Genomic DNA, 22,862 nt, shown 5'->3' with positions numbered 1-22,862 from the left:
GGGGGCCTTGCCTGAACTTCGGTCGGTTGAGTGTCCAAGGGGAGCGGTCCCGGGTCAAGCCCGGGACGGGGATGGAAAAGAGGGCGGGGAGTATCCCCGCCCTACGGTTTTTCGGATTCATGGGCCGGGGTGTCCCGGCCCAGGACAGGCGATTACTGCCAGCTGGCGATCAGCTCGTCATAGGAGACGGTCTTGGGCTCTTCGTCCTCGTTTTCGAGCTTGGCATAGGGCGCGCCTTCCTGGTCGTACCAGTATTGCGGGTCCTGTTCCTCGTTCATCACCGGGCCGAGATCGCCCTGCACGCCGGCGCGTTCGAGCCGTTCCAGCACGCGCTCCTGGTCCGCGCAGAGGCCGTCGAGGGCCTCTTGCGGGGTCTTGGAGCCGGACATCGCGTCACCGATGTTCTGCCACCAGAGCTGGGCCAGTTTCGGATAGTCCGGGATGTTGGTGCCGGTGGGCGACCACGCGGTGCGCGCGGGCGAGCGGTAGAAGTCCACCAGGCCACCCAGCTTGTCGGCACGCTCGGTGAAGCTTTCGTGCTGGATGGTGGATTCGCGGATGAAGGTCAGGCCGACATGGCTTTTCTTCACATCCACGAGCTTCGAGGTGACGAACTGCGCATAGAGCCAGGCGGCCTGGGCGCGGTCCGTCGGGGTGGATTTCATCAGCGTCCAGGACCCCACGTCCTGATAGCCGACCTTCTGGCCTCCTTTCCAGTAGACGCCATGCGGCGAGGGCGCGAGCCGCCATTTGGGCGTGCCGTCCTCATTCATCACCTGATCGGAGGCCACCAGCGGCGGCACGAAGGTGGTGTACATGAACATCTGCTGGGCGATCTGGCCCTGCGCCGGGATCGGCCCGGCCTCGGAGAAGGTCATGCCGGCGGCGGCAGGGGGCGAGTATTTCTGCAGCCATTCGATCGCCTTGGTCACGGCATAGACGGCCGCGGGCGCATTGGTGGCCCCGCCGCGTGCGACGCAGGAGCCGACGGGCTGCGAGTTCTCGTTCACCCGGACGCCCCATTCGTCGACCGGCAGGCCGTTGGGTTCGCCCACGTCTCCCATTCCGGCCATGGACATCCACGCATCGGTATAGCGCCAGCCAAGGCTGGGGTCCTTCTTGCCGTAGTCCATGTTGCCGAAGATCTCGCCCTCGACGCCCATGTGGCTGAGGTCGCGGCCGGTAAAGAACTCGGCGATATCCTCGTAGGCCGCCCAGTTGACCGGAACGCCCAGTTCGTAGCCGTATTCCTCCTGGAAATCGGTCTTGTTCTTGTCGTCGTTGAACCAGTCGTAGCGGAACCAGTAGAGGTTCGCGAACTGCTGGTCGGGCAACTGGTAGAGCTTGCCGTCGGGTGCGGTTGTGAATTGCGTTCCGATGAAGTCGTCGAGGTCGAGATTGGGGCTGGTGACGTCGGCGCCTTCGCCGTCCATCCAGTCGGTCAGGTTGCGCACCTGCTGATAGCGCCAGTGGGTGCCGATGAGGTCGCTGTCGTTGACATAGGCGTCGTAGATATTCTCGCCCGACTGCATCTGGGTCTGAAGTTTCTCGACCACGTCGCCTTCGCCGATGAGGTCATGGGTGACCTGGATGCCGGTGATGGCGGTGAAGGCCGGGGCGAGCACCTGGCTTTCGTATTCGTGGGTGGTGATGGTTTCCGAAACGACCTTGATCTCCATGCCCTGGAAAGGCTCGGCGGCGTCGATGAACCATTGCATCTCGGCTTCCTGCTCTTCGGGGGAAAGCGCGGTCATTTCAGCGATTTCGGTCTCAAGAAACTCTATCGCCTCTTCCATGCCGGCCCATGCGGTACTGCCCGTCAGGGCAATGGCCGCCGCCAGCGCGGTCGTTGATTTCAGGTTCAGAGTCATTTGGTTCCTCCCATTGGTCTTTCTGAACTTATGTGTTTATGGCGGCCCGCTGGGGCGGAACGCCGGGGTTAGGGCGCGATCAGACCCAGCGGAACACCGCGGCGGCATAGATCGCACAGACGATCAGCGCGTAGGGCTGGTTGGTGCCGACAAGGCCCAGCCACGCGAGATTGATGAAGGCACTGCCCAGGAGCGTGATGAACAGCCGGTCACCGCGCGTGGTCTCGATCCGCAGGATACCGGTGCGGGGCGTTTCCGGGAACTTCAGCGCGAGGATCGTGAAGGTTATGAGGAGCAGGGCGATTACGCCGAAGAAGGCGGCGGTAGGCCATGTCCATGCCATCCATGAAAGGTCAGGTGGTCCACCCCAAAGCAAGACCATAATAAGCCCCAACAGATAATAGACGAGTATCACCGACCCGAGTGCGACAATGCCGTAGATAGCCCAGCCAAGCATGCGATTGGTGGTGATCGTTCTCATGAAACCCTCCTTGAGGCGAAGCCCTTGGCGAAGGTGGGCCATGTCCAATCCGTCCAATCCATCAGTTTTCCTCCGTCATGGCAAAAATGCGTGACGCGGCCGCGACAGGGGCTGCCACGCTGGGATATCCGGATTGGGCGGCGCGGCTCATGGGATCATCTCGCACCAGCCGGTGTGAAACCAGCCGGTCTGGTTCAGGCGCTGGCCGTTCTTGTTGATGCTTTCGGCAAAGCACCACTTGCCCTGGCATTTGCGGGTGTCGATGGGCATCGAGTCGCCGTTGCGCACGCGCAGGATCTCGGGGTGGTTGGAGCCGGGGCCGGAGCGGATCGACAGGAAGCCGTCGCCATTGGGGTCGAGGTGGCGCATGATGCAGGCGGCCTCCCACGGTTCGGCGGCCTGGGCCTGTGCGTGGGCGGGTGTGAGAGCGGCGGCGGCGAGGCCGCCGAACAGTATGAGATATCGGCTGAACAGGTTCATCACACCCTCCCCAGGGCGAAGCCCTTGGCGATGTAGTTGCGCACGAAGTAAATCACGAGCGCGCCGGGGACGATTGTCAGCACTCCGGCGGCGGCGAGCACGCCCCAGTCGATGCCCGCGGCCCCTTGGGTGCGGGTCATGATGGCGGCGATGGGCTTGGCGTCGACCGTTGTCAGCGTGCGGGAGAGCAGCAGTTCGACCCAGGAGAACATGAAGCAGAAGAAGGCGGCGACGCCGATGCCCGACGCGATCAGTGGCATGAAGATCTTCACGAAGAAGCGCGGGAAGGAATAGCCGTCGATATAGGCGGTTTCGTCGATTTCCTTGGGCACGCCGCGCATGAAGCCCTCCAAGATCCACACCGCCAGCGGCACGTTGAAGAGGCAATGCGCCAGCGCCACGGCGATGTGGGTGTCGAAGAGACCCACGGAGCTGTAGAGCTGGAAGAAGGGCAGGGCGAAGACCGCCGGGGGGGCCATGCGGTTGGTCAGGAGCCAGAAGAACAGGTGCTTGTCGCCGAGGAACGTGTAGCGCGAAAACGCGTAGGCGGCGGGCAGGGCAACGGCGAGCGAGATGACGGTGTTCATCACCACGTAGATCAGCGAGTTGATATAGCCCGAGTACCAGGCCGGGTCGGTCAGGATGGTGGCGTAGTTTTCCAGCGTCAGGTTGAGGGGCCAGAGCGTGAAGCTGTTGAGGATCTCGAAATTGGTCTTCAGGCTCATGTTCAGCAGCCAGTAGATCGGCAGGAGCAGGAAGATCAGGTAGAGGCCCATCACGATGGCGCGGGTGTTTACGCCGGTGCGGGCGCGACGGTTCTTGCCGCTGGGCGCGAGCTTGCCGGGGAGTTGGTCGGTGGTGGCGTCGGTCATCGGCTCATGTCCCCCGCTTATCGAGATTGACCATCACGGTATAGAACACCCAGGAGATCAGCAGGATCACGAGGAAATACATCAGCGAGAAGGCGGCTGCCGGGCCGAGGTCGAACTGGCCCAGGGCCATCTTGACGAGGTCGATGCTGAGGAAGGTCGTGGTGCTGCCGGGGCCGCCGCCAGTGACGACGAAGGGCTCGGTATAGATCATGAAACTGTCCATGAAGCGCAGGAGCACGGCGATCATCAGGACACCCGCCATCTTGGGCAGCTCGATGTAGCGGAACACCTTCCAGCGCGAGGCCTGATCGATCTTGGCGGCCTGGTAATAGGCGTCGGGGATGGACTGCAGGCCGGCATAGGCCAGCAGGGCCACCAGCGATGTCCAGTGCCAGACGTCCATCACGATAACCGTGACCCACGCGGCAAAGGGATCCTGCGTGTAGTTGTAGTCGATCCCCAGGGCGGCCAGCGTGTGACCCAGCAGGCCGATATCGACGCGGCCGAAGATCTGCCAGATGGTGCCGACCACGTTCCACGGGATCAGCAGCGGCAGGGACATCAGCACGAGGCAGATCGAGACCCAGACGCCTTTCTTGGGCATGTTGAGGGCGACGAGGATGCCCAGGGGCACCTCGATGGCGAGGATGATGCCGGAGAACATGAGCTGCCGCCCCAAGGCGTCCCACATGCGGTCGTCTTCGAGCAGTTCGCGGAACCATTCGAGCCCGGCCCAGAAGAATTCGTTGTTCCCGAAGGTGTCCTGCACCGAATAGTTCACCACGGTCATCAGCGGGATGACGGCGGAGAAGGCCACGAGGATCAGCACGGGCAGGACGAGGAACCAGGCCTTTTGATTGGGGGTCTTGTCCATCAGGCGGCCTCGTTCGTTGCGTGGCGGGTGGCGGGGAGGTCCCGGGTCAGGCCCGGGACGGCGTTGTGCGGGATGGCTGGGAGGTCCCGGATCAAGTCCGGGACGGGATTGCGCAGGTTCATCAGGCGGCCCTCCCTTGGGGCGTCACGCGCCAGTCGTTGGCGTAGACGTTGACATGGGCGGGGTCGAACGCGACGCGGGTGGCGTCGGCGCGCACTTCCTCGGCCTCGTCCGCGATGATGTTGATCGGCGTGCCGAAACAGTCGGCGCGGATGATCTTGTGGCGGCCCACATCCTCGATGCGGCGGACCTTGACCGGCAGCCCTTCGCTGTCCGAGAGCCGGGCGAATTCGGGGCGGACGCCGATTTCGACACGGCCATCAAGGGGCGCGTAGGAATTGGCCAGCGACAGCTCGGCACCGTTGATATAGGCTTGGTTTCCTTCGACTTTCGCGGGGATCACGTTCATGCCGGGCGAGCCGATGAAGTAGCCGACGAAGGTGTGTTCGGGGGTGTTGAACAGGTCCTCGGGCGTGCCGATCTGGACCACGCGGCCGTCATGCATGACCACGACCTTGTCGGCGAAGGTCAACGCCTCGGTCTGGTCGTGGGTGACATAGATCATGGTGTGGCCGAACTGCTGATGCAGTTGCTTGAGTTGCGTGCGCAGTTCCCACTTCATGTGGGGGTCGATGACGGTCAGGGGCTCGTCGAAGAGGAGCGCGTTGACGTCCTCGCGCACCATGCCGCGGCCAAGGCTGATCTTCTGCTTGGCGTCTGCCGTGAGCCCGCGCGCCTTGCGGTTCAGCGTGTCCTCGAGCCCGATCATGGTGGCGATGTCCTGCACGCGCTGGGCGACATAGGCCTTGTTGGCTCCGCGGTTCTTGAGCGGGAAGGCAAGGTTTTCGCGCACGGTCATGGTGTCGTAGACGACCGGGAACTGGAAGACCTGCGCGATGTTGCGCTCGGTCGTGGGGGCGTGCGTGACGTCGACATCGTTGAACAGGATGCGGCCCCGGCTGGGCTGCAACAGCCCGGAGATGATGTTGAGAAGCGTGGTCTTGCCGCAGCCGGACGCACCCAAAAGGGCGTAGGCCTCGCCGTCGGTCCAGTCGTGGTTGAGCTCCTTGAGGGCGAAGTCATCCTCGGAGGTCGGGTTGGCGAGGTAGCTGTGTGCCAGGTTGTCGAGCGTGATCTTTGCCATTCTTGTCAGCCCCTCAGGCGGCCAGCGCGTAGGCGGCGGGGGATACAAGATCGCCGTCTTCGCTGAAGATGTAGATATGGGCCGGGTCGAGATAGACCGGCAGGTCGCGGCCCGGCTGAAGGTCGTGGACACCGTGGATGACGCCGACCCAGCGGCTATCGTGGTGGTCGAGGTGGATGAAGGTTTCCGAGCCGGTCAACTCGGTCACGCTGAGCTTTGTCACGAAGCGCATGGCGGCGTCGGTGTGCTGTGCGATCTCCAGGTGGTTCGGGCGGAAGCCGGCGGTGTAGCGGCCCTCGGGCAGGTCGGCCATCTTGCCGGTGGCGGGCAGGGATTGGCCCTCGCCGAACATCAGCTTGCCGCCGGTCTTCGAGATCTGCAGGAAGTTCATCGGCGGGTCCGAGAAGACGCGCGCGGTGGTGGCATCGGCGGGCTGGCGATAGACCTTTGGCGTGGGGCCGAATTGCGTGACGCTGCCTTCCCAGAGCGTGGCGGTGTTGCCGCCGAGCAAGAGGGCTTCTTCGGGTTCGGTGGTGGCGTAGACGAAGATCGCGCCGGATTCCTCGAAGATGCGGGGGATCTCGATGCGCAGCTCCTCGCGCAGCTTGTAGTCGAGGTTGGCGAGAGGCTCGTCCAGCAGGACGAGACCGGCGTTCTTGACTAGCGCGCGTGCCAGCGCACAGCGCTGTTGCTGGCCGCCGGAAAGCTCGAGCGGCTTGCGGTCGAGCATGGGGGTCAGTTGCAGCATCTCGGCGGTGTCGCGCACGGCGCGGTCGATCTCTTCCCTGGGCTTGCCCGACAGGCGCATGGGGCTGGCGATATTGTCGTAGACGCTCATGGACGGGTAGTTGATGAACTGCTGGTAAACCATGGCGACGCCGCGGTCCTGCACGCGCATGCCGGTGACGTCGGTGCCGTTCCAGAGGATGCGGCCGGTGGTGGGGGCATCAAGCCCTGCCATCAGGCGCATCAGCGTGGTCTTGCCCGCGAGCGTGGGGCCCAGAAGGACGTTCATCGTGCCTTTTTCCAGCGTCAGGTCGGTGGAGTGGATGTGCGTGTCCGCCCCCACTTTTTTCGACACGTTGTCCAGAACAAGCGTCATGCGTTACGTCCCTATTCTGCCGCGGCGGCGATCACGGTGTCGCCGTCGGGGTTGGCCTGCATCCAATGTTGCAAGTCGTTGATTTCACGTTCAGTCATGCGCAGGCCCAGCTTGCTGCGGCGCCAGACGATATCTTCGGCTGAGCGGGCGAATTCGTGGGTTGTCAGCCACCGGACCTCGCGTTCGGTCAGGGTTGCGCCGAAGTTGCGACCGAGGTCGGCGGCGGCCTGCGCGTCGCCCAGAAGTGTGCGGGCCTCGGTGCCGTAGGCGCGGAGCAGGCGGTAGGCCCAGGGCTCGGTCAGAAAGGGGTAGTCGGATTGCAGGTCGGCCGCCATCCGGTCGCGGTTTTCCACCGCGAAGTCGCCGCCGGGCAGGGCGGCGTCGGCGGTCCAGTCTCCTTTGGCGTTCGGAAAACGGGCGGCAAGCTTGCCCACGGCGGCCTGCGCGAGGCGGCGGTAGGTGGTGATCTTGCCGCCGAAGATATTGAGGAGCGGCGGGCCGTTGGTGTCGAGCTTCAGCACGTAGTCGCGAGTTGCAGCGGTCGCAGATTTGGCGCCGTCGTCATAGAGCGGGCGGACGCCGGAATAGGTCCAGACGATATCGTCGCGGGTGACGGGCGTTTCGAAATATTCCGAGGCGAAACTGCAGAGATACTCTTGCTCGGCGGGAGTGCAGACGGGTTTCGTGCCGGGGTCGGGATGGTCGGCGTCGGTGGTGCCGATCAGGGTGAAATCCTGCTCGTAGGGGATGGCGAAGATGATGCGGCCATCGGTCCCCTGAAAAAAGTAGCACTTGGGGTGATCGAAGAGTTTGCGCGTGACGATATGGCTGCCGCGTACGAGGCGCACGCCTTCGCGGCTGTCGATATGAGTGACGTCCTGCAGGATGTCGCCGACCCATGGGCCGCCTGCGTTGACGAGCGCGCGGGCGCGGCGGGTCAGCAGGTTGCCGGTGGCGGTGTCTTCGAGGTCGATCTCCCAGACGTCACCCGCGCGGCGGGCCGCGGTGACACGGGTGCGGGTGAGGATTTCGGCGCCGCGACCCGCGGCGTCGCGGGCGTTGAGTGACACGAGGCGGGCGTCTTCGACCCAGCAGTCGGAATATTCGAACGCCTGTTTGAAATGAGATTTCAGCGGGGCGCCTTCGGGCGTGCCGTCGAGCGAGATTGATCGGGCGCGGGGCAGGATCTTGCGGCCCCCGAGGCTGTCGTACAGAAAAAGGCCGAGGCGTATGAGCCATGCCGGGCGGCGGCCGCGCATCCACGGCATGATCTTTTCCAGCAGGCGCGAGGTGGGGGTGCCGCCCTCGAAGCGCATGTCGCGATGATAGGGCAGCACGAAGCGCATCGGCCAGCTGATATGCGGCATGTTGCGCAGCAGAACCTCGCGTTCGATCAGGGCCTCGCGGACGAGGCGGAACTCGAAATACTCGAGGTAGCGGAGGCCGCCGTGGAAAAGCTTGGTCGAGGCCGAGGAGGTGGCCGAGGCGAGATCGTTCATCTCGGCCAAGGTGACGGACAGGCCGCGACCGGCGGCGTCGCGGGCGATGCCGCAGCCGTTGATTCCGCCGCCAATGACGAAAATATCGCTTATATTTTCGTGACTTGGGTGCATCCATCCTCCCCAGATGCCGCCGGAAACTGTGCCCGGTAAATGAGCACGTTCAGGTTGATGGAGTCAAATGCTTCTTTCGTTTTTGTTCGCTTTGATGAGAGTCTTTTAAAAACAACGACATGCAGGACCTCCATACTGTGGTGGCTGGTCTTTCTGCGGCTGCGAAAGGCGGTCTGACCCCGGATTTTCCTTTGACATACGCGGATTTTCCGCGAAAACGAAAAAACCGAAACCGACGCCAAGGTGCATGTCACAAACTTTTCGCCATCCCGAGATCCTCGAGATCGCCCGCAACGAAGGCAAGGTCACGGTCGAGGATCTGGCCGTGCGCTTTGGCGTGACGGTGCAGACGATCCGGCGCGACCTGACGGACCTGGCCGAGGCCGGGCGGCTGGAGCGCGTGCATGGCGGCGCGGTGATGCCGTCCGGCGTTTCCAATATCGGCTACGAGGAGCGGCGCGACCTGAACGAGGCGGCCAAGCAGGCGATAGCGCAGGTCTGCGCGCAGGAAATCCCGGACGGGGCGTCGGTCTTCCTGAACATCGGGACGTCGACCGAGGCGGTGGCGCGTGCGCTGCTGAGCCACCGTGACCTGATGGTGATCACGAATAATATGAATGTTGCCAATATCTTGGTGGCCAACGCGGAGTGCGAGATCGTGGTGGCCGGGGGCGTTTTGCGCCGCTCGGACGGGGGGCTGATCGGCAACCTCACGACACGGGCGATCGAGCAGTTCAAGTTCGACTACGCCGTGATTGGCTGCTCGGCGCTGGATGACGAGGGCGACCTTCTGGATTTTGACGTGCAGGAGGTGCATGTCAGCCAGTCAATCATCGCGCGGGCGCGGCGGACCTACCTTGTGGCGGACCATTCCAAGTTTCACCGCATGGCCCCGGCGCGGATCGCGTCGTTGGGCGAGGTCGACATGTTCTTTACCGACCGGCCGGTGCCCGCGCCGGTGGCAGAGCGGCTGAAGGACTGGGATACGGTCTGTCGGGTCTGCGGCTGAGGCGTTTTCGGTTCGGGTTCGTTTCATGGGTTGCGGGGACGCGTGGGTTGTCACCCACCCTACGCAATACGGCAGGGTCTGTTGCATCAGGCGAAACTGAGCGCCGCATCCATTTTGCGCCGGAAAATGCACGAATTGCCGCGTGCGCCGCAGTGTGAAAAGCTTGCCTTGGACCCGGCAGGCGGCGAAAACCTGCCTGAGAGTTAATTTCCGGAGCCCGTTTAAACTGTGACATTGACGGTGCGATTCACCGGCCCGAAACACATGCCATGACGAAAGACTTGAAGACCCCGCTGAACATTCCCCTGACATCCGACGACATGGAACTTGGCCTGAAGGTCGCTCAGGTCGGATTGGGAAAGGTCGATTACCGCGCCGACGTGCTGCGCTGCGATGCGCTGGCGGCAGCGTATTTCGGGCTGGATGCAGGCGTTGAAGTGTCGCGGTCGGAATTGCATGCGCGGATCCATCCCGATGATTGGCCTCAGGTGCAAGAAGGCCTGACCTGCCTGTTGTCGCCGGATCATCCGTTGCAGGTGCTGGACATGACGCACCGTATTCTGACGCCGGATGGCCCGTTGCGCTGGGTCAATGCGCGCAAGCAGGTGACCTATGATGCCGAGGGAATGCCGCTGGAAGGGGTGTTCGCCGTTGTCGATATCACCGCGCGGGAAATGGCCGAGCAGCGCGCACAGTTCCTGATCGGCGAGTTGGGGCACAGGGCGAAGAACCTGATCACGGTTGTATCGGGGATTGTTCGGCAGCTGGCGCGGCACTCGCCGCCCGAAGAGATTGCCGACCGCCTGCTGGCGCGGCTGACGGCGCTGAGCCGCAACCAGGAAGCGATGATGCACGATGCCGGCAGTCGGTTCGGGCTGCGCCAGATCTTCACCGAGCAGGTGAAGCCCTTCGCCGGGGCGGCGCGGGAGCGGGTGGTGCTGAACGGGCCGGACCTGATGATTTCCAGCAACGCGGCGCAGATCCTGGGCATGGTGACACATGAACTGGCCACGAACGCGGCGAAATACGGCGCCTTGTCGGACGACAAGGGGAAGGTCGAGATGTCGTGGTCGGTCGAGGGAGACGAGCGCCCGGACTTCACGCTGTCCTGGGTCGAGCGGGGCGGGCCGGAGGTGAATGCGACGGCCAAGCCGGGCTTTGGCACCCAGGTTCTGACCAAGCTGACCGAGGCGTCGCTTGGCGCCAAGACCGATGTGGCGTTCGATACGGATGGCTTTGCGTTCAAGCTTTGGGCGCCCTTGAAGGCGTTGTCGTCGGACTAGAGCGTTTCGCCTTTGACCTGTGCCATCAGCCAAAGGCGAAACGCTTTAGCCGCCTTTGAGGCGCGCAAGCAGGACGACCTCGCTGTCGGGTTTGATGGGCTGGAACCAGCTGTCGTTGTAGACGCGCCCGTCGATGGAGACGGAAACGCCCCGGTCCAGCTGGGGTTTGAGCCCGGGATATTTCTGTGCCAGCCCGTCGAGCAGTTGGCGCAGGTTTTCGGCGTCGACCTCGACCTCGCGGCGGTCGTCGGTGAACTGGGCCAGGGAGCCCCATATCGTGACTTGAACCATGATGCGTATCTTGGGGTCGGGAGGTCCCGGGTCAAGCCCGGGACGGGCGCAAATGCGCCGCTTGTTTCAGTCAGATGAACTCGATGTAGCTGTCGTTCCAGGTCAATGCCCCGCTTTCGATCACCAACAGGCCGTCATCGCCCTGGAATTCGATATGAACACTGGTCCCGACGACGGTTGAAGTGAATGCGACCGGATCGTCCTGGAACGTGTCGATCAGGATGTGGTCATGCCCCGCTTGAAAGCTGCGGATCACGTCCGTGCCGAAATCGCCCCCGTGGGTGAACACGAACTCGTCGGTTTCATTCCAGCGTCCGATCAGCCAATCGTCTCCGGTGCCGCCGTTCATGCAGGTCGTACCGCCAAGGGCGATATCCTCGCCCAGGCGGGCATCGATCGTGTCGTTGCCGGAGCCGCCCTCGACGAGGTTGTCACCGCCCCAGACATAGATCTTGTCGTCACCGTCGCCGCCGTAGAGGATGTCGAGCGTGGCCTCGGCACCTTTCGCGCTGCCGCTGTCGCGGTCGCCGCCCTGGATCGTGTCGGCACCTTCGCCGCCGAAGACGATATTGTTGCCGCCTTCGATATAGATGAAGTCGTCGCCGTCGCCGCCCTGAACGATGTCATCGTTGAAACCGGTGGAATAGTATGTGTCGTCGCCGCCACCGAGATCGGTTTCGGTCGGGGCAGGGGGCATGTCCGGATCCGGGGAAAAGTACGTTGTGCTGAGCCAGACGAAATCGTCCCCGTCGCCTGAGTGGACCGTATCACTGCCGTTGACGGAACGAATGTAATCCTTGCCATCGCCGGAGGTGATCAAATCGTTGCCGACACCTGAGTGGATGGTGTTGTCGCCGTCCCCGGCAAAGATCCTGTCGTCGATGCCAAGAGAATAGTTGCCGACACCCTCGAACGGGCCGTCCGGTGGGTTCGTGGCATGGATCAGGTCGTCGCCAAGGCCGCCATAGATCACGTCCTGACCAGAGCCGGAATAGATCGTGTCGTTGCCGGTGCCGCCATCGGCGGTGTCGTTGCCCGAGCCGGTATAGATATAGTCGTTGCCCGCACCGCCATAGGCCACGTCGTCATAGCCATAGAGCCCGTCGCCGGGATTGGGGCCTTCGCCGCCGATGATCCAGTCGTTGCCGGCGCCGCCGTCGAGCGTATCGTTGCCATATCCGCCATGCAGAAAATCGTCGTCTTTGCCGCCAAAGAGCCTGTCGTTGCCATCGCCGCCGAAGAGGTTGTCGTCGCCCCGGTTGCCGTGAAGCTCGTCGCTGCCGTCGTCGCCGGAAAGATGATCGTTCCCGGAGCCGCCCTTGATGGTGTCGCGGCTGTCGCCGCCGTTGACCGTGTCATTGCCGGCGCCGCCGAGGATGAAGTCGAAACCGGTGCCGCCGTCGATGCTGTCATGGCCGCCGCCGGCTTCGATGCGGTCGCTGCCCGCGCCACCGAGAATGGTATCGGCCCCCGAAGCGCCGATGATCTTGTCCCGGCCAGTGCCGCCGTCGATGAAATCACCGTCGTCGCCCGCATAGATCAGGTCTTCGCCCGCGCCGCCGAAGAGCACGTTCGATCCGACATCGGCGCCGCCCGGCAGGCCGCCGTAGATCACGTCGTCACCATCCCCGCCATCGACGATATCGGAACCATAGCCGCCGAGAATGGTGTCCTCGCCGTCCATTCCGAGCAGGTAGTCGTTTCCGTCATTTCCGAAGAGGTAGTCGTCGCCGCCGAAGGCATAGACGGTGTCGTCGCCCTTGCCGAAGCCGAGCAGATCGTTGAATCCGGTAAGGTAGTGCATTGGCATCGGGCCATCTCCCATTTCTTGTAACACGTGTCGGGAGTGGGTCGGTGATGCGTGGGGTCGCGTTCAAAATCGTTGGCGATCGACGGCGGCAACCGGGCGGTGCCTGCCGCTTTGAACGGGTCGAGGCGCGTGGGTTTTCACCCACCCTACGGGTTGATGAGAAAGGCCCCGGAACTGGTCCGGGGCCTGTCCCGGGGTTACTTGTCGTGCATCGCCTTGAGCACTTTCGGGGGCGACATGGGCAGATCGGTCATGCGCACGCCTGCCGCCTCGGAGACAGCATTCGCGATGGCCGCGAGGGGCGGCACGATGGAGGTTTCGCCCACCCCGCGCACGCCGTAGGGGTGGCCGGGGTTGGGGATTTCCAGGATCACCGCGTCGATCATCGGCAGGTCGGAGGCCACAGGAATGCGGTAGTCGAGGAAGCCCGCGTTCTGCAGCGTGCCGTCATCGCCGTAGATATATTCCTCGTTGAGTGCCCAGCCGATGCCTTGCGTGGCGCCGCCTTGGAACTGACCCTCGACGTAATCCGGGTGAACGGCCTTGCCCGCGTCCTGAAACACCGTGTAGCGCAGGATCTTCACCGCGCCGGTTTCGGGGTCCACCTCGGTGTCGACCATGTGGGTGGCGAAGCTGACGCCGGCGCCTTCGGGGTTGGCCTCGTGGTGGCCCGCGATGGGGCCGCCGGTGTTCGAGGCGATGGCGGCGATCTCGGCCAGGGTCATCGGGTCGTGGCTGCCGGCGTTGTGGCCGGTGGGGTGCACCGCGCCGTCGCGCCATTCCACCGCGTCCTCGTCGATGTCCCAGAGCTTGGCCACGCGGCGGCACATCTCGCGCTTGGCGGCGCGGGCGGCCTCGATCGTGGCGAGGCCCACGGCGAAGGTCACGCGCGAGCCGTCGGTGACCTCGTTCTGACCGAGGCTGCCGGTGTCGGCCACGATGGTGCGGACCTTGTTGTAGGGGATGCCCAGTTCCTCGGCCGCCATCATCGACATGGAGGCGCGGGAGCCGCCGATGTCGGGATTGCCCTCGGAGACCGTGACGGTGCCGTCGGGCGTGATGTTGAGCGTGACGCAGGTGTCGCCGCCGAAGTTGAACCAGAAGCCGCAGGCGACGCCGCGCCCCTGGTTGGGGCCGAGGGGCGCTGTCCAATGCGGGTGATCCTTGGCGGTGCGCAAAGTCGCCTCGAGCCCGATGGCGGGGTAGGTGGGGCCGTAGGAGGCCTTGGTGCCTTCGCGCGCGGCGTTTTTCAGGCGCACCTCCAGCGGGTCGAGGCCGAGGCCCTTGGCCAGTTCGTCGATGGCTGATTCCACCGCGAAGGCGGCCATGGGCGCGCCGGGGGCGCGATAGGCGGCCTGTTTGGGGCGGTTGCTGACGATGTCCCAGCCGACGGTTTTCACGTTTTCCAGGTCATACGGCGCGAAGGCGGACATGGAGCCCATTTCGACCGGCGAGCCGGGATAGGCGCCGCCCTGGTAGCGCAGTTCGGCGAAGCCGGCGGTGATGCGGCCGTCCTTGGTCATGCCGATGCGGATATCGACCGAGGACGAGGCCGTGGGGCCGGTGGCGCGCAGCACCTCTGAGCGGGTCATGACCATCTTGACCGGGCGGCTGGATTTCTTCGCCAGCATCAGCGCCACGGGTTCGAGGAAGACGGCCGTCTTGCCGCCGAAGCCGCCGCCGATCTCGGACGCGGTGACGCGCAGCTGGCCCTGATCCAAGCCGAGGATCGCGGCACAGGTGTTGCGGACCATGTAATGGCCTTGCGTACAGCACCACAGGTCGGCCTGGCCGTCCTGGCTCATCTGCGCGAGGCAGGCGTGGGGTTCGATATAACCCTGGTGCGTGGCCTCGGTGCGGTAGCTGCGTTCGATGACCTGATCGGCCTGAGCCAGGCCGGCGTCGATGTCGCCATGGCCGAACTCGTAGCGGGCCATGATGTTGGGCGAGGACCCTTCGGGCACGGATTCGTCGGCGCGGCCTTCGTGGAGGACAGGGGCGCCGTCGGCGATGGCCTTGTCGACGTCCGTGACGTGGTCGAGCACCTCGTAGTCGATCTTGATCGCCTTCAGCGCCTTCTTGGCGATGTGGCCCGAGCTGGCGGCGACGGCGGCGACGGCGTGGCCGTCGTAGAGCGCCTTTTCGCCCGCCATGCAGTTGTCGAGGATGTCGGCGGTGGCATCGTCATCGGTGATCTGCGCGAAGTCGGCGCGGGTGACGACGGCGTGGACGCCCTCGATCGCCTCGGCCGCCGACGTGTCGATGGACTTGATCCGGGCGTGGGCGTGAGGGCTGCGCAGCACCTTGCCGATCAGCATCCCCGGCGCGGTGATATCGGCGCCGAAGCGGGCCTTGCCGGTGACCTTGTCGATGCCATCGGGGCGCAGGGGGCGCGTGCCGACGATCTTGAACTGTTGGGTGTCGAGGACCTGTTTGCTGTCGAGTGCCATCACGATGCCTTTCTGAGGTCGGCGGCCGTGTCGAGCACGGCGCGGATGATCTTGTCATAGCCCGTGCAGCGGCAGAGGTTGCCGGCGAGCCAGTAGCGGGCCTCTTCCTCGGTCGGGTCGGGGTTCTTTTCCAGCAGCGATTTGGCCGCCACGAGGATGCCCGGGGTGCAGATGCCACACTGAAGGGCGGCGTGTTCGATGAACTTCTGTTGCAGGGGGTGAAGCTGATCACCGTCGGCCATGCCTTCGATGGTCTCGATCTCGGCGCCTTCGGCCTCGGCCCCCAGCATGAGGCAGGAACAGACAAGGCGGCCGTTGACGGTGACCGAGCAGGCGCCGCAATCGCCCGTGCCGCAGCCTTCCTTGGAGCCGGTCATGCCGAGACGGTCGCGCAGGACGTCGAGCAGGGTTTCATCGGGCGCACAGAGATATTCCGTCGGGTCGCCGTTGATCTTGGTGGTGACGTGGATGTTGCTCATGGGGGCTTATCCTTCTGCGCGGGTCTTGGCGATGGCGGCGGCGCGGCGGGCCAGCACGCCGGCCACGTGCGTGCGGAATTCGACCGTGCCGCGCTTGTCGGCGATGGGGGAGGCGGCGGCGGAGCAGGCCTGGGCCAGTGCGTCCATCGCGGCGTCGTCGAGCTTGGTTCCGATGAGTGCCTCGGCTGCGGTGTCGACCACCATGACCTTGGGGCCCACGGCACCGAGCGAGACGCGGGCAGACGTGCAAGTGCCGTCGCCATCGAGAGTGAGGGAGATGCCGCAGCCGACTACGGCGATGTCCATCTCGGTGCGCGGGATGAAGCGCAGGTAGGCATCGCCCGAGCGGTCCGCCTTGGCGGGCAGGAAGATCGAGGCGACGAATTCGCCCTTTTTCAGCGAGGTCTTGCCGGGGCCGGTGGGGATATCCTCTACGGCCACGTCGCGGGTGCCGTTTGGCCCGGCGACGCGGGCCACGGCGCGGACGGCGACCATCGCGGGCACGGAGTCGGCGGCGGGCGAGGCGTTGCAGAGGTTGCCGGCGAGCGTGCAGCGGCCCTGGATCTGGGTGGAGCCGATCAGGTCGGCGGCCTCGCAGACGCCGGCGTAGTCGGCTTTCAGGTCCTTGTGCTCGTTCATTTCGGCGGAAGAGACCGCGGCGCCGATACGCCAGCCGCCGTCCTCGGGCGTGATCTGGCGCAGGTCGTTGATGCGCTTGATGTCGAGGATGCTGTCGGGCTCGGCATCGCCGGAGCGCAGGCGGACGAGCAGGTCGGTGCCCCCGGCGAGCACGCGGCAATCGCCGGGATCGCCGCTGAGCAACTGGATGGCGTCATCCAGCGTGGTTGGCGCGAGGTAGCGCATGGGAAAACCTCTTGGCTTGGGGTGAGTCTGATGTCGGGGCATAGTTAAACAGGCGGCGCGAGGCTTGCCAAGGCGGTGCTGGCGCGCGCGTCGGATTTGAGCATGTAAGCGGCGAGAAATGCAAAGGTCGCGGTGTGAAAGAGGTCGGAGCGGGTCAGGTTTCGGCCCGGAGGAGGTTCTGGGCCAGGTGGCGCGCGGCAGGTTCGGCGGTGTCGCGCAGGATGAGGTAGTAGCCGAAGGGCGTGGTGACGGCGTGGTCGATGGGGCGGACGAGGCGGCCTGTCGTGAGATCCTCGGTCAGCTGGCCCTCCCAGGCGAGCGCCACGCCGAGGCCGGCGCGGGCGGCGTCGAGCTGGGCCATGTAGCTGTTGGTGCGCATCAGCGTCGTGGCGCGGGTGGGGTCGAGGCCCGCCTCGGTCAGCCAGATGCCCCAGTTCATCCAGTTCCAGTGGGTGTAATCGAGGTCGATCAGGGGAGCGGTGAGCAGGTCTTCGGGTGTACCGAGCGGCGTGTGCGAGAGGAATTCTTGGGTGCAGACCGGGAAGACCGCGTCGGCGAAGAGCCGCGTGGCGGTGAAGCCGGGCCAGTCGCCCGCGCCATGCAGAAGGGCGATTTCCGCCGTCAGAAGCTCGGATTCCGTGTCGGAGGCCAGCAGGTCGAGCATGAGCGGCGGGCTGTCTGCCAGGGCCGGGGCCAGGCGGGGGGTGAGCCAGAGTTGCGCCATGGAGGTATCCGCGCCGAGGCGCACGCGGGGGCGGTCGTCGCGCTGTCTGAGCGCGCGGGTGGCTGCCGTCATGTGCTGAAGCGCGGCGCGGACGCCGATCAGCAACTCGCGGCCCTCGGGGGTGAGGGTGATGGTGCGATGCCCCCGGACGAAGAGCGCGGTGTCAAGCAGGGCCTCGAGCTTGCGCACACGTTGGGAAATGGCGGACTGGGTGACGGACAGCTCGTCGGCGGCGCGGGTGAAGCTGCCGAGGCGGGCGGCGGCCTCGAACGGTTCCATCAGGTCGAGCGGTGGCAGATGTGGTTTTGGCATAAGCTTGGCTTGGTCAAATCCATGAGAAAAGAGCGTTTGTCATGATCCTAGGTAATGGCTGACACTGTCAACAGCCAGATCGGAGTACGCCATGACCCTGCAGACGTTGAACCTTATGCCCGGCGACATGCCGTTCCGGGCCGATCCGAAGAATTCCTATACCTTGCCCGCGCGGTTCTACCACGATGCGGAGATCTGGGCGGCCGAGAAGGACGCGATTTTCTACAAGACCTGGTATTATGCCGGGCATGTGAGCCAGGTGGCCGAGCCCGGACAGTTTCTGACCGTGAAGATCCACGAACAGAACGTGTTCGTGGCGCGCAGCCGTACCGGCGAGTTGAACGCGTTCTTCAACGTGTGTCCGCACCGTGGGCATGAGTTGGTCAGCGGGACGGGCAAGAAGAACATCATCACCTGTCCCTACCACGCCTGGGCGTTCGACTTTGACGGCAACCTGCGGTCGGCGCGGAATACCGAGAATGTCGAGGGCTTCCGGAAGGAGGAGTTTTCGCTGAAGCCGGTGAAGGTGGAGGTGTTCTGTGGCCTCGTTCTCGTCAATCTGGATGAAAGCGCAACGCCATTCGCCGAACAGATGGGCGAATTGGAGTCCGAGATCCGACATTTTGTCCCTTCGGTCGACGATTTGCAGTTCGCGCAGCGCGACACCTACGAGGTCGAGGCGAACTGGAAAGTTTTGATGGACAACTTCCTAGAGTGCTATCACTGCGCGCCGGCGCACCACGATTTTGTCGACCTGGTGGACATGGACAGCTATCGCACGATCACCTGCGGGCTGTATTCCAGCCAGTGCGCCGGGCAGCCGAGAACGATGAACGCGCGGGCCTACAAGTTCGAGGCGGGCGACGTGGATTTCGGATACGCGGGCTGGTTCGTCTGGCCGAACTTCACCATCTGGGCCTATCCGGGCGAGGCGAACCTGTCGGTCTTACAGATGAACCCGACTGCGCCGGAGAAATGCGTCGAATACCAGGACTGGTTCGTGAAGGACGGCGAGGTCACGCAGCAGCTGCGCGATGCGATCAACTATCAGAAGGACGTGTTGCAGCCCGAGGATATCGGGTTGTGCGAGAGCGTGCAGAAGGGGCTGAAATCCAGCGGGTACAACCAGGGGCGTTTCGTCGTGGACGAGGGGCTGACCGAGTTGAGCGAGCACGCGGTGCACCATTTTCAGAAACTCGTGGCGGGTGCGCTGGGCGCACGGCTTGACCCGGAGGCAGACCAATGATGAATTCGAGTGACGGAAAGACGCGGGACCTGATCACCACGCGGCCCGGGGCGGGGTGGGATTTCAACCTGCGGCGCCATGCGTATCACGCGATCGAGGCGAAGCATGGCCCGCATTACTGCGTCTATAACCGACGGTTCATGTGCGTCTACATGGATGACCTGCCGACCGACGAGGGGTATTGGCTGCTGCGGACGAAGGCGGCGTGCCTGCATACCGGAGAGTGGCCGCTGGAGATCAAGGGTCCGGATGCCGAGAAGCTGATGAACCTCTTGTTCGTCAATGACATTTCCAAGGTTAAAGTTGGTCGGTGCGGTTATGGCATCGCCTGTTTCGACCATGGTGGCCTGATCGTGGACGGGGTGTTCGTGCGGCTGGCCGAGGACCGGTTCTGGTACGCGCAGGCGGACGGGGATTTCGTGAACTGGGCACGGGCGCATGCGAAGGGGATGGATGTGGAGATCACCGACCCGGAGGTGAACGTGAGCCAGATCCAGGGGCCTTTGGCGATGGAGATACTGAAAGACGCCGCGAAGGATGGGATTCCCGAGCCGTTCGGCTATTTCGGCAGCGCGTGGGTGGATTTCGGCGGTCAGAAGGTGCTGATTTCGCGCACCGGCTATACCAACGAACTGGGCTGGGAATTCTACACCGAGCCGCATCACGATGCCGCCGCGCTGTGGGCGCATCTGGAGAAGGCGGGAGCGCCCTATGGTCTGAGGATGTTCGGGCTGGATTCGATGAATATCCGCCGGATCGAGGCCGGTATCCTGAACGCCAACTCGGATTTCGACGAGACGACCACGCCTTACGATGTCGGGCTGGGCGGGTTCGTTGCCATGGAAAAGGACGACTTCATCGGCAAGGCGGCGCTGGAGAAAGCCGACAAGGGCCGGCGTCTGCATGGGATCGTCTGCCCGGATGGTGAGCCGCGAGTGAATGGCCGGGTCGAATGGAATGGCAAGGTTGCGGGGCGTGTGACCGCCGGGGCGGCCTCGCCCTACCTCGGGCATGGGATCGGCTATGCGCTGATGGACAGTGCCGAGGCCGGGCCGGGAACCGACCTGATGGTCGAGGGTCGGGACGGCAAGATGTATGCCGCGACGCTGGCCGAGACGCCGCTTTACGACAAGGCCTGTGAGATTCCGCGCGGCAAGATCGTGGACATACCAGACCGGGCGGCCTGACGCGACATTCGCGGCAGCGCGAAGTACGAATGCGAAGGCAGGGCCGGGGTGCCTTGCCTTTGCGCTTTGATGATGCCTGAGTGGCATATGAGACACGCAACGAAGGAGATACGCGGTGGCCGAGGGCAACAGCAGGGCGGTCCTGTCGGGACTTTTCGCCGGCTTGTGCTGGGGCATATTCTGGCTGCCGCTGCGGATGCTGGAGCAGGCGGGGCTGGATGCGCCCTGGGCGATGGTGGTGTTCATGGTGCTGCCCGCGCTGATGAGCCTGCCGGTGATGTGGGTGCTGCGCGCGGATTACGGCCAGGGACTGCGGCCCTTGCTGGGCGGCGTTCTGGCGGGGGTGGCGTTCGCGCTGTATGCTGCGGGGCTGCTTTACACCGAGGTGGTGCGGGCGGTGCTGCTGTTCTACATGACGCCGATCTGGGGGTTCCTGCTGGGCTGGATATTCCTGGGCGACCGGATGACGTGGTACCGGTGGCTGTCGATCGGCGTGGGGCTCGTGGGGCTGGTGGTGATTTTTGCCGATGACACGGGCCTGCCGCTGCCGCGTAATGCGGGCGACTGGTGCGGGCTGGTGTCGGGGATGTTCTGGGCGGTGGGCTGTACGCTGATCCTGACCGAACGGCGGGTGCATATCCTGACCCACGCGGTAAATTTCCTGGTGGTGGGGGCCATCGTGGCGGTGCTGGTGGCGGGGCTTGCCACGGCGCAGGGGATCGCGGCGGTGCCGGACCGCGCTGCCGTGCTGTCGCCCATGGTGTGGTTCCTGCCGGTGGCGCTGTTCCTGATCCTTCCGGGATCCTTTGCCACGATCTATGCGCCTTCGCGGTTGAATCCGGGGCTGGTGGGGTTGCTGTTCATGACCGAGATCGTGGTGGCGACGGTGACCGCGGCCCTGTGGGCGGGCGAGCGGTTCGGGGTACAGGAAGTTGTGGGCCTGCCGCTGATCCTGTCGGCGGGGCTGATCGAGCCTGCCGTTATGGCATGGCGGGCGCGGCGGGTGATCTGAGCGGCGCTTACCAGTGCGCGCCGGCGTTGATCTGGATGTCTTCCATGGTGAGTCCGGGGGCGGCGTCGGAGCACAGGAACGCGACGATGGCGGCGACCTCGTCCGGTTGGACCAGGCGGTTTTGCGGGTTGGCCTTGGCGAGTGCCGCGATTTCATCGGCCCGCGTGGTGCCGTTCTGGCTGGCAATGGTGGAGGCCGACTCGCGCAGCATCTCGGTTTCGACCCAGGTCGGGCTGACGGTGGTGCAGGTGACGCCGTGGGGCGCGCCCTCGAGCGCCACGGCGCGGGAAAGCCCGAGCACGCCGGACTTGGACGCGCAATAGGCGGGGTGGTCGGCGACCGCCGACGTGGCGGCGGTGGAGGCGATGTTGACGATCCGGCCCCAGCCCGACGCCATCATGTCGGGCAGAAGCGCGTGGATCATCAGGAAGGTGCCGGTGAGGTTGGTCTCGATCACGTCGTCCCAGGCGTCGAGGTCGTGGTCGGAGACCGTCTGGTGCCGGGTGACGCCGGCGGCGTTCACGAGGATCTGCGGCGTGCCGAACTGATTTTTGACGGAGGTGCAGAAGGCCGTGACCGAGCCGCGCTGGCGCACGTCGAGCGGGGCGACGAAGACATCCGCACCGACGGTGTCGCGCGCCATGTCCTGAAGCGATGTGTCGTCGCCGCGGCGTGCGCCGATGGCGACGGTATGTCCGGCCTGGTGCAGCAGGCGGGCGGTGGCGAGGCCGATGCCCGCCAGCCCGCCGGTGATGATGGCCGTGCGTTGCATCACTGCGCTTTGCTCCTTGCGATCATGTCGGCGAGCCATGCGTCGGCGTCGCCCAGACGGCGGCCACCGTCGCGGTATTCGTCGAGGATTTCAATCAGCTTGTCCCGGCCGAAGGACTTGAAATGCCCCGCATGAACGGTGGTGACGTCGAGCTCGCGCAGGCGGGCGTGAGACTCGGCCAGCTTTTCGGGGTCGGAATGGTCCATGTCGTCGATGAGGTCGCCGTCATACACCACGTCGCCGCTGAACAGGAGGCCCGTGGAGGACTCGTGCAGCGCGATGGAGCCTGGGCTGTGGCCGGGCAGGTGGAAGACGGTGAAGACGCGGTCGCCGAGGTCGATCACGTCGCCTTCGTCAAGGAGGGCGGAGAGGGGCGCGGGCTTTACCGTGTAGTGCTCGTACGAGAAGCCCTCAAAGGGCAGGGCGGTGAAGGTTTCCGCGCGCACAAAGCCCGCGTCGGCATAGGTGTTGGCGGGCGTGGGGTTGGCGATGATGTCAGACTCGGCACTGTGGCCGCAGCGGTGGTCGAATTCGTGCAGGCCGCCCGAATGATCGAAATGCGTATGGGTGACGATGGCGCTGAGCGGGCGTTCGGTCAGCTGCGCCAGCTCGCGCGTCATCGGGCGCAGGCCCATGCCGGTGTCGATCACGAGGTCGCGGTCGCGTCCTCGGATGTGCCAGATATTGCAGCGCAACCATGGCGCGACATGCGGCTCCCAAATCAGCGTGACGCCATCGCCCATGTGTCGGGTCTGAAACCATTTTTTGGCAACATGCAACGGCACGGCATCCTCCCCTTCGCTATGCTCATTGAACCGGCAGCCGCGCCGCGGACGCCCGATATGAGGTTTGTTTTTATTAACTCATTGGTCAACAAACATTTGTGCTTGGGTCCACGTTGCGGACGTCGCATGATGACGGCCATG

Annotated in this window: 21 protein-coding genes; 5 read left to right on the top strand and 16 right to left on the bottom strand. The window is 64.4% G+C overall.

Annotation, left to right across the window (positions count from 1 at the left end; genetic code table 11):
• Positions 1-152: 152 nt before the first annotated feature.
• The 8 genes from C2I35_RS17570 to glpD all read right to left on the bottom strand — a co-directional run bounded on the left by C2I35_RS17570 (position 153) and on the right by glpD (position 8,497).
• Positions 153-1,871: an ABC transporter substrate-binding protein gene (locus tag C2I35_RS17570; RefSeq protein WP_103764359.1), complete on the bottom strand. Its 1,719-nt coding sequence runs from the start codon at positions 1,869-1,871 to the stop codon at positions 153-155.
• Positions 1,872-1,950: 79 nt separating this feature from the next.
• A complete protein-coding gene (locus C2I35_RS17565) occupies positions 1,951-2,214 on the bottom strand; it encodes a DUF2160 domain-containing protein (RefSeq protein ID WP_211286177.1) in 264 nt (87 codons plus the stop codon).
• Between the two features lie 285 nt (positions 2,215-2,499).
• A complete protein-coding gene (locus tag C2I35_RS17560; protein ID WP_103764358.1) occupies positions 2,500-2,832 on the bottom strand; it encodes an SH3 domain-containing protein in 333 nt (110 codons plus the stop codon).
• Positions 2,832-3,704, bottom strand: a complete 873-nt coding sequence (locus C2I35_RS17555; protein WP_211286172.1) for a carbohydrate ABC transporter permease — start codon at positions 3,702-3,704, stop codon at positions 2,832-2,834. Before C2I35_RS17555 ends, C2I35_RS17560 begins: the two co-directional genes overlap by 1 nt.
• A 4-nt stretch (positions 3,705-3,708) precedes the next feature.
• Positions 3,709-4,578 carry a carbohydrate ABC transporter permease gene (locus C2I35_RS17550; protein ID WP_103764357.1) on the bottom strand — a complete coding sequence of 290 codons (870 nt, stop codon included), beginning with the start codon at positions 4,576-4,578 and terminating at the stop codon, positions 3,709-3,711.
• Between the two features lie 121 nt (positions 4,579-4,699).
• A complete protein-coding gene (locus tag C2I35_RS17545) occupies positions 4,700-5,782 on the bottom strand; it encodes an ABC transporter ATP-binding protein (protein WP_103764356.1) in 1,083 nt (360 codons plus the stop codon).
• A 13-nt stretch (positions 5,783-5,795) separates the two neighbouring features.
• A complete protein-coding gene (locus C2I35_RS17540) occupies positions 5,796-6,884 on the bottom strand; it encodes an ABC transporter ATP-binding protein (RefSeq protein ID WP_103764355.1) in 1,089 nt (362 codons plus the stop codon).
• 11 nt (positions 6,885-6,895) lie between these two features.
• Positions 6,896-8,497, bottom strand: a complete 1,602-nt coding sequence (glpD, locus tag C2I35_RS17535) for a glycerol-3-phosphate dehydrogenase (protein WP_103764354.1) — start codon at positions 8,495-8,497, stop codon at positions 6,896-6,898.
• 247 nt (positions 8,498-8,744) lie between these two features.
• Between glpD and C2I35_RS17530 the strand changes: the two genes are divergently transcribed.
• Both C2I35_RS17530 and C2I35_RS17525 read left to right on the top strand, forming a co-directional pair.
• The gene (locus C2I35_RS17530; protein WP_103764353.1) at positions 8,745-9,506 is read left to right on the top strand and encodes a DeoR/GlpR family DNA-binding transcription regulator; all 762 of its coding nucleotides are present in this window, start codon (positions 8,745-8,747) and stop codon (positions 9,504-9,506) included.
• A 269-nt stretch (positions 9,507-9,775) separates the two neighbouring features.
• Positions 9,776-10,789, top strand: coding sequence for an HWE histidine kinase domain-containing protein (locus tag C2I35_RS17525; protein ID WP_103764352.1), 1,014 nt, complete (start codon positions 9,776-9,778; stop codon positions 10,787-10,789).
• Positions 10,790-10,834: 45 nt separating this feature from the next.
• On the opposite strand, the gene C2I35_RS17520 is transcribed toward C2I35_RS17525, so the two are convergent.
• The 6 genes from C2I35_RS17520 to C2I35_RS17495 all read right to left on the bottom strand — a co-directional run bounded on the left by C2I35_RS17520 (position 10,835) and on the right by C2I35_RS17495 (position 17,719).
• On the bottom strand, positions 10,835-11,080 hold the full coding sequence (locus tag C2I35_RS17520; protein ID WP_103764351.1) for a MoaD/ThiS family protein: 246 nt from the start codon (positions 11,078-11,080) through the stop codon (positions 10,835-10,837).
• Positions 11,081-11,150: 70 nt separating this feature from the next.
• Positions 11,151-12,890: a calcium-binding protein gene (locus C2I35_RS22670; RefSeq protein WP_170067249.1), complete on the bottom strand. Its 1,740-nt coding sequence runs from the start codon at positions 12,888-12,890 to the stop codon at positions 11,151-11,153.
• Positions 12,891-13,087: 197 nt separating this feature from the next.
• The gene (locus tag C2I35_RS17510) at positions 13,088-15,340 is read right to left on the bottom strand and encodes a xanthine dehydrogenase family protein molybdopterin-binding subunit (RefSeq protein WP_103764349.1); all 2,253 of its coding nucleotides are present in this window, start codon (positions 15,338-15,340) and stop codon (positions 13,088-13,090) included.
• A complete protein-coding gene (locus tag C2I35_RS17505; protein ID WP_103764348.1) occupies positions 15,340-15,819 on the bottom strand; it encodes a (2Fe-2S)-binding protein in 480 nt (159 codons plus the stop codon). Before C2I35_RS17505 ends, C2I35_RS17510 begins: the two co-directional genes overlap by 1 nt.
• A 6-nt stretch (positions 15,820-15,825) precedes the next feature.
• Positions 15,826-16,683, bottom strand: a complete 858-nt coding sequence (locus tag C2I35_RS17500) for an FAD binding domain-containing protein (RefSeq protein WP_103764347.1) — start codon at positions 16,681-16,683, stop codon at positions 15,826-15,828.
• Between the two features lie 154 nt (positions 16,684-16,837).
• The gene (locus C2I35_RS17495; protein WP_103764346.1) at positions 16,838-17,719 is read right to left on the bottom strand and encodes a LysR substrate-binding domain-containing protein; all 882 of its coding nucleotides are present in this window, start codon (positions 17,717-17,719) and stop codon (positions 16,838-16,840) included.
• A gap of 91 nt (positions 17,720-17,810) precedes the next feature.
• Between C2I35_RS17495 and C2I35_RS17490 the strand changes: the two genes are divergently transcribed.
• The 3 genes from C2I35_RS17490 (at position 17,811) to C2I35_RS17480 (ending at position 21,164) form a co-directional block, all read left to right on the top strand.
• A complete protein-coding gene (locus C2I35_RS17490) occupies positions 17,811-18,965 on the top strand; it encodes an aromatic ring-hydroxylating oxygenase subunit alpha (protein WP_103764345.1) in 1,155 nt (384 codons plus the stop codon).
• On the top strand, positions 18,962-20,152 hold the full coding sequence (locus C2I35_RS17485; RefSeq protein WP_103764344.1) for an aminomethyl transferase family protein: 1,191 nt from the start codon (positions 18,962-18,964) through the stop codon (positions 20,150-20,152). The genes C2I35_RS17490 and C2I35_RS17485 overlap by 4 nt, the downstream gene beginning before the upstream one ends.
• Before the next feature lie 115 nt (positions 20,153-20,267).
• A complete protein-coding gene (locus C2I35_RS17480) occupies positions 20,268-21,164 on the top strand; it encodes a DMT family transporter (RefSeq protein ID WP_103764343.1) in 897 nt (298 codons plus the stop codon).
• A 7-nt stretch (positions 21,165-21,171) separates the two neighbouring features.
• Here the strand turns inward: C2I35_RS17480 and C2I35_RS17475 are convergent, their stop codons facing one another.
• Both C2I35_RS17475 and C2I35_RS17470 read right to left on the bottom strand, forming a co-directional pair.
• Positions 21,172-21,936 (bottom strand): SDR family NAD(P)-dependent oxidoreductase, encoded by a 765-nt coding sequence (locus C2I35_RS17475; protein ID WP_103764342.1) that lies wholly within the window; start codon positions 21,934-21,936, stop codon positions 21,172-21,174.
• Positions 21,936-22,721, bottom strand: coding sequence for an MBL fold metallo-hydrolase (locus C2I35_RS17470; RefSeq protein ID WP_245890533.1), 786 nt, complete (start codon positions 22,719-22,721; stop codon positions 21,936-21,938). Before C2I35_RS17470 ends, C2I35_RS17475 begins: the two co-directional genes overlap by 1 nt.
• Positions 22,722-22,862: the final 141 nt, after the last annotated feature.

It is taken from the genome of Roseovarius confluentis (assembly GCF_002917925.1).
Classification (GTDB): domain Bacteria; phylum Pseudomonadota; class Alphaproteobacteria; order Rhodobacterales; family Rhodobacteraceae; genus Roseovarius; species Roseovarius confluentis.
Note: the sequence above shows the minus strand (reverse complement) of the source record. Positions and strands in the feature narration are given on the sequence as shown.

What these genes read in the sequence shown, in the direction of transcription:
- C2I35_RS17570 (WP_103764359.1), bottom strand. Translation starts at nt 1,871, where the DNA reads ATGACTCTGAACCTGAAATCAACGACCGCGCTGGCGGCGGCCATTGCC.
- C2I35_RS17565 (WP_211286177.1), bottom strand. Translation starts at nt 2,214, where the DNA reads ATGGCATGGACATGGCCTACCGCCGCCTTCTTCGGCGTAATCGCCCTG.
- C2I35_RS17560 (WP_103764358.1), bottom strand. Translation starts at nt 2,832, where the DNA reads ATGAACCTGTTCAGCCGATATCTCATACTGTTCGGCGGCCTCGCCGCC.
- C2I35_RS17555 (WP_211286172.1), bottom strand. Translation starts at nt 3,704, where the DNA reads ATGACCGACGCCACCACCGACCAACTCCCCGGCAAGCTCGCGCCCAGC.
- C2I35_RS17550 (WP_103764357.1), bottom strand. Translation starts at nt 4,578, where the DNA reads ATGGACAAGACCCCCAATCAAAAGGCCTGGTTCCTCGTCCTGCCCGTG.
- C2I35_RS17545 (WP_103764356.1), bottom strand. Translation starts at nt 5,782, where the DNA reads ATGGCAAAGATCACGCTCGACAACCTGGCACACAGCTACCTCGCCAAC.
- C2I35_RS17540 (WP_103764355.1), bottom strand. Translation starts at nt 6,884, where the DNA reads ATGACGCTTGTTCTGGACAACGTGTCGAAAAAAGTGGGGGCGGACACG.
- glpD (WP_103764354.1), bottom strand. Translation starts at nt 8,497, where the DNA reads ATGCACCCAAGTCACGAAAATATAAGCGATATTTTCGTCATTGGCGGC.
- C2I35_RS17530 (WP_103764353.1), top strand. Translation starts at nt 8,745, where the DNA reads ATGTCACAAACTTTTCGCCATCCCGAGATCCTCGAGATCGCCCGCAAC.
- C2I35_RS17525 (WP_103764352.1), top strand. Translation starts at nt 9,776, where the DNA reads ATGACGAAAGACTTGAAGACCCCGCTGAACATTCCCCTGACATCCGAC.
- C2I35_RS17520 (WP_103764351.1), bottom strand. Translation starts at nt 11,080, where the DNA reads ATGGTTCAAGTCACGATATGGGGCTCCCTGGCCCAGTTCACCGACGAC.
- C2I35_RS22670 (WP_170067249.1), bottom strand. Translation starts at nt 12,890, where the DNA reads ATGCCAATGCACTACCTTACCGGATTCAACGATCTGCTCGGCTTCGGC.
- C2I35_RS17510 (WP_103764349.1), bottom strand. Translation starts at nt 15,340, where the DNA reads ATGGCACTCGACAGCAAACAGGTCCTCGACACCCAACAGTTCAAGATC.
- C2I35_RS17505 (WP_103764348.1), bottom strand. Translation starts at nt 15,819, where the DNA reads ATGAGCAACATCCACGTCACCACCAAGATCAACGGCGACCCGACGGAA.
- C2I35_RS17500 (WP_103764347.1), bottom strand. Translation starts at nt 16,683, where the DNA reads ATGCGCTACCTCGCGCCAACCACGCTGGATGACGCCATCCAGTTGCTC.
- C2I35_RS17495 (WP_103764346.1), bottom strand. Translation starts at nt 17,719, where the DNA reads ATGCCAAAACCACATCTGCCACCGCTCGACCTGATGGAACCGTTCGAG.
- C2I35_RS17490 (WP_103764345.1), top strand. Translation starts at nt 17,811, where the DNA reads ATGACCCTGCAGACGTTGAACCTTATGCCCGGCGACATGCCGTTCCGG.
- C2I35_RS17485 (WP_103764344.1), top strand. Translation starts at nt 18,962, where the DNA reads ATGATGAATTCGAGTGACGGAAAGACGCGGGACCTGATCACCACGCGG.
- C2I35_RS17475 (WP_103764342.1), bottom strand. Translation starts at nt 21,936, where the DNA reads ATGCAACGCACGGCCATCATCACCGGCGGGCTGGCGGGCATCGGCCTC.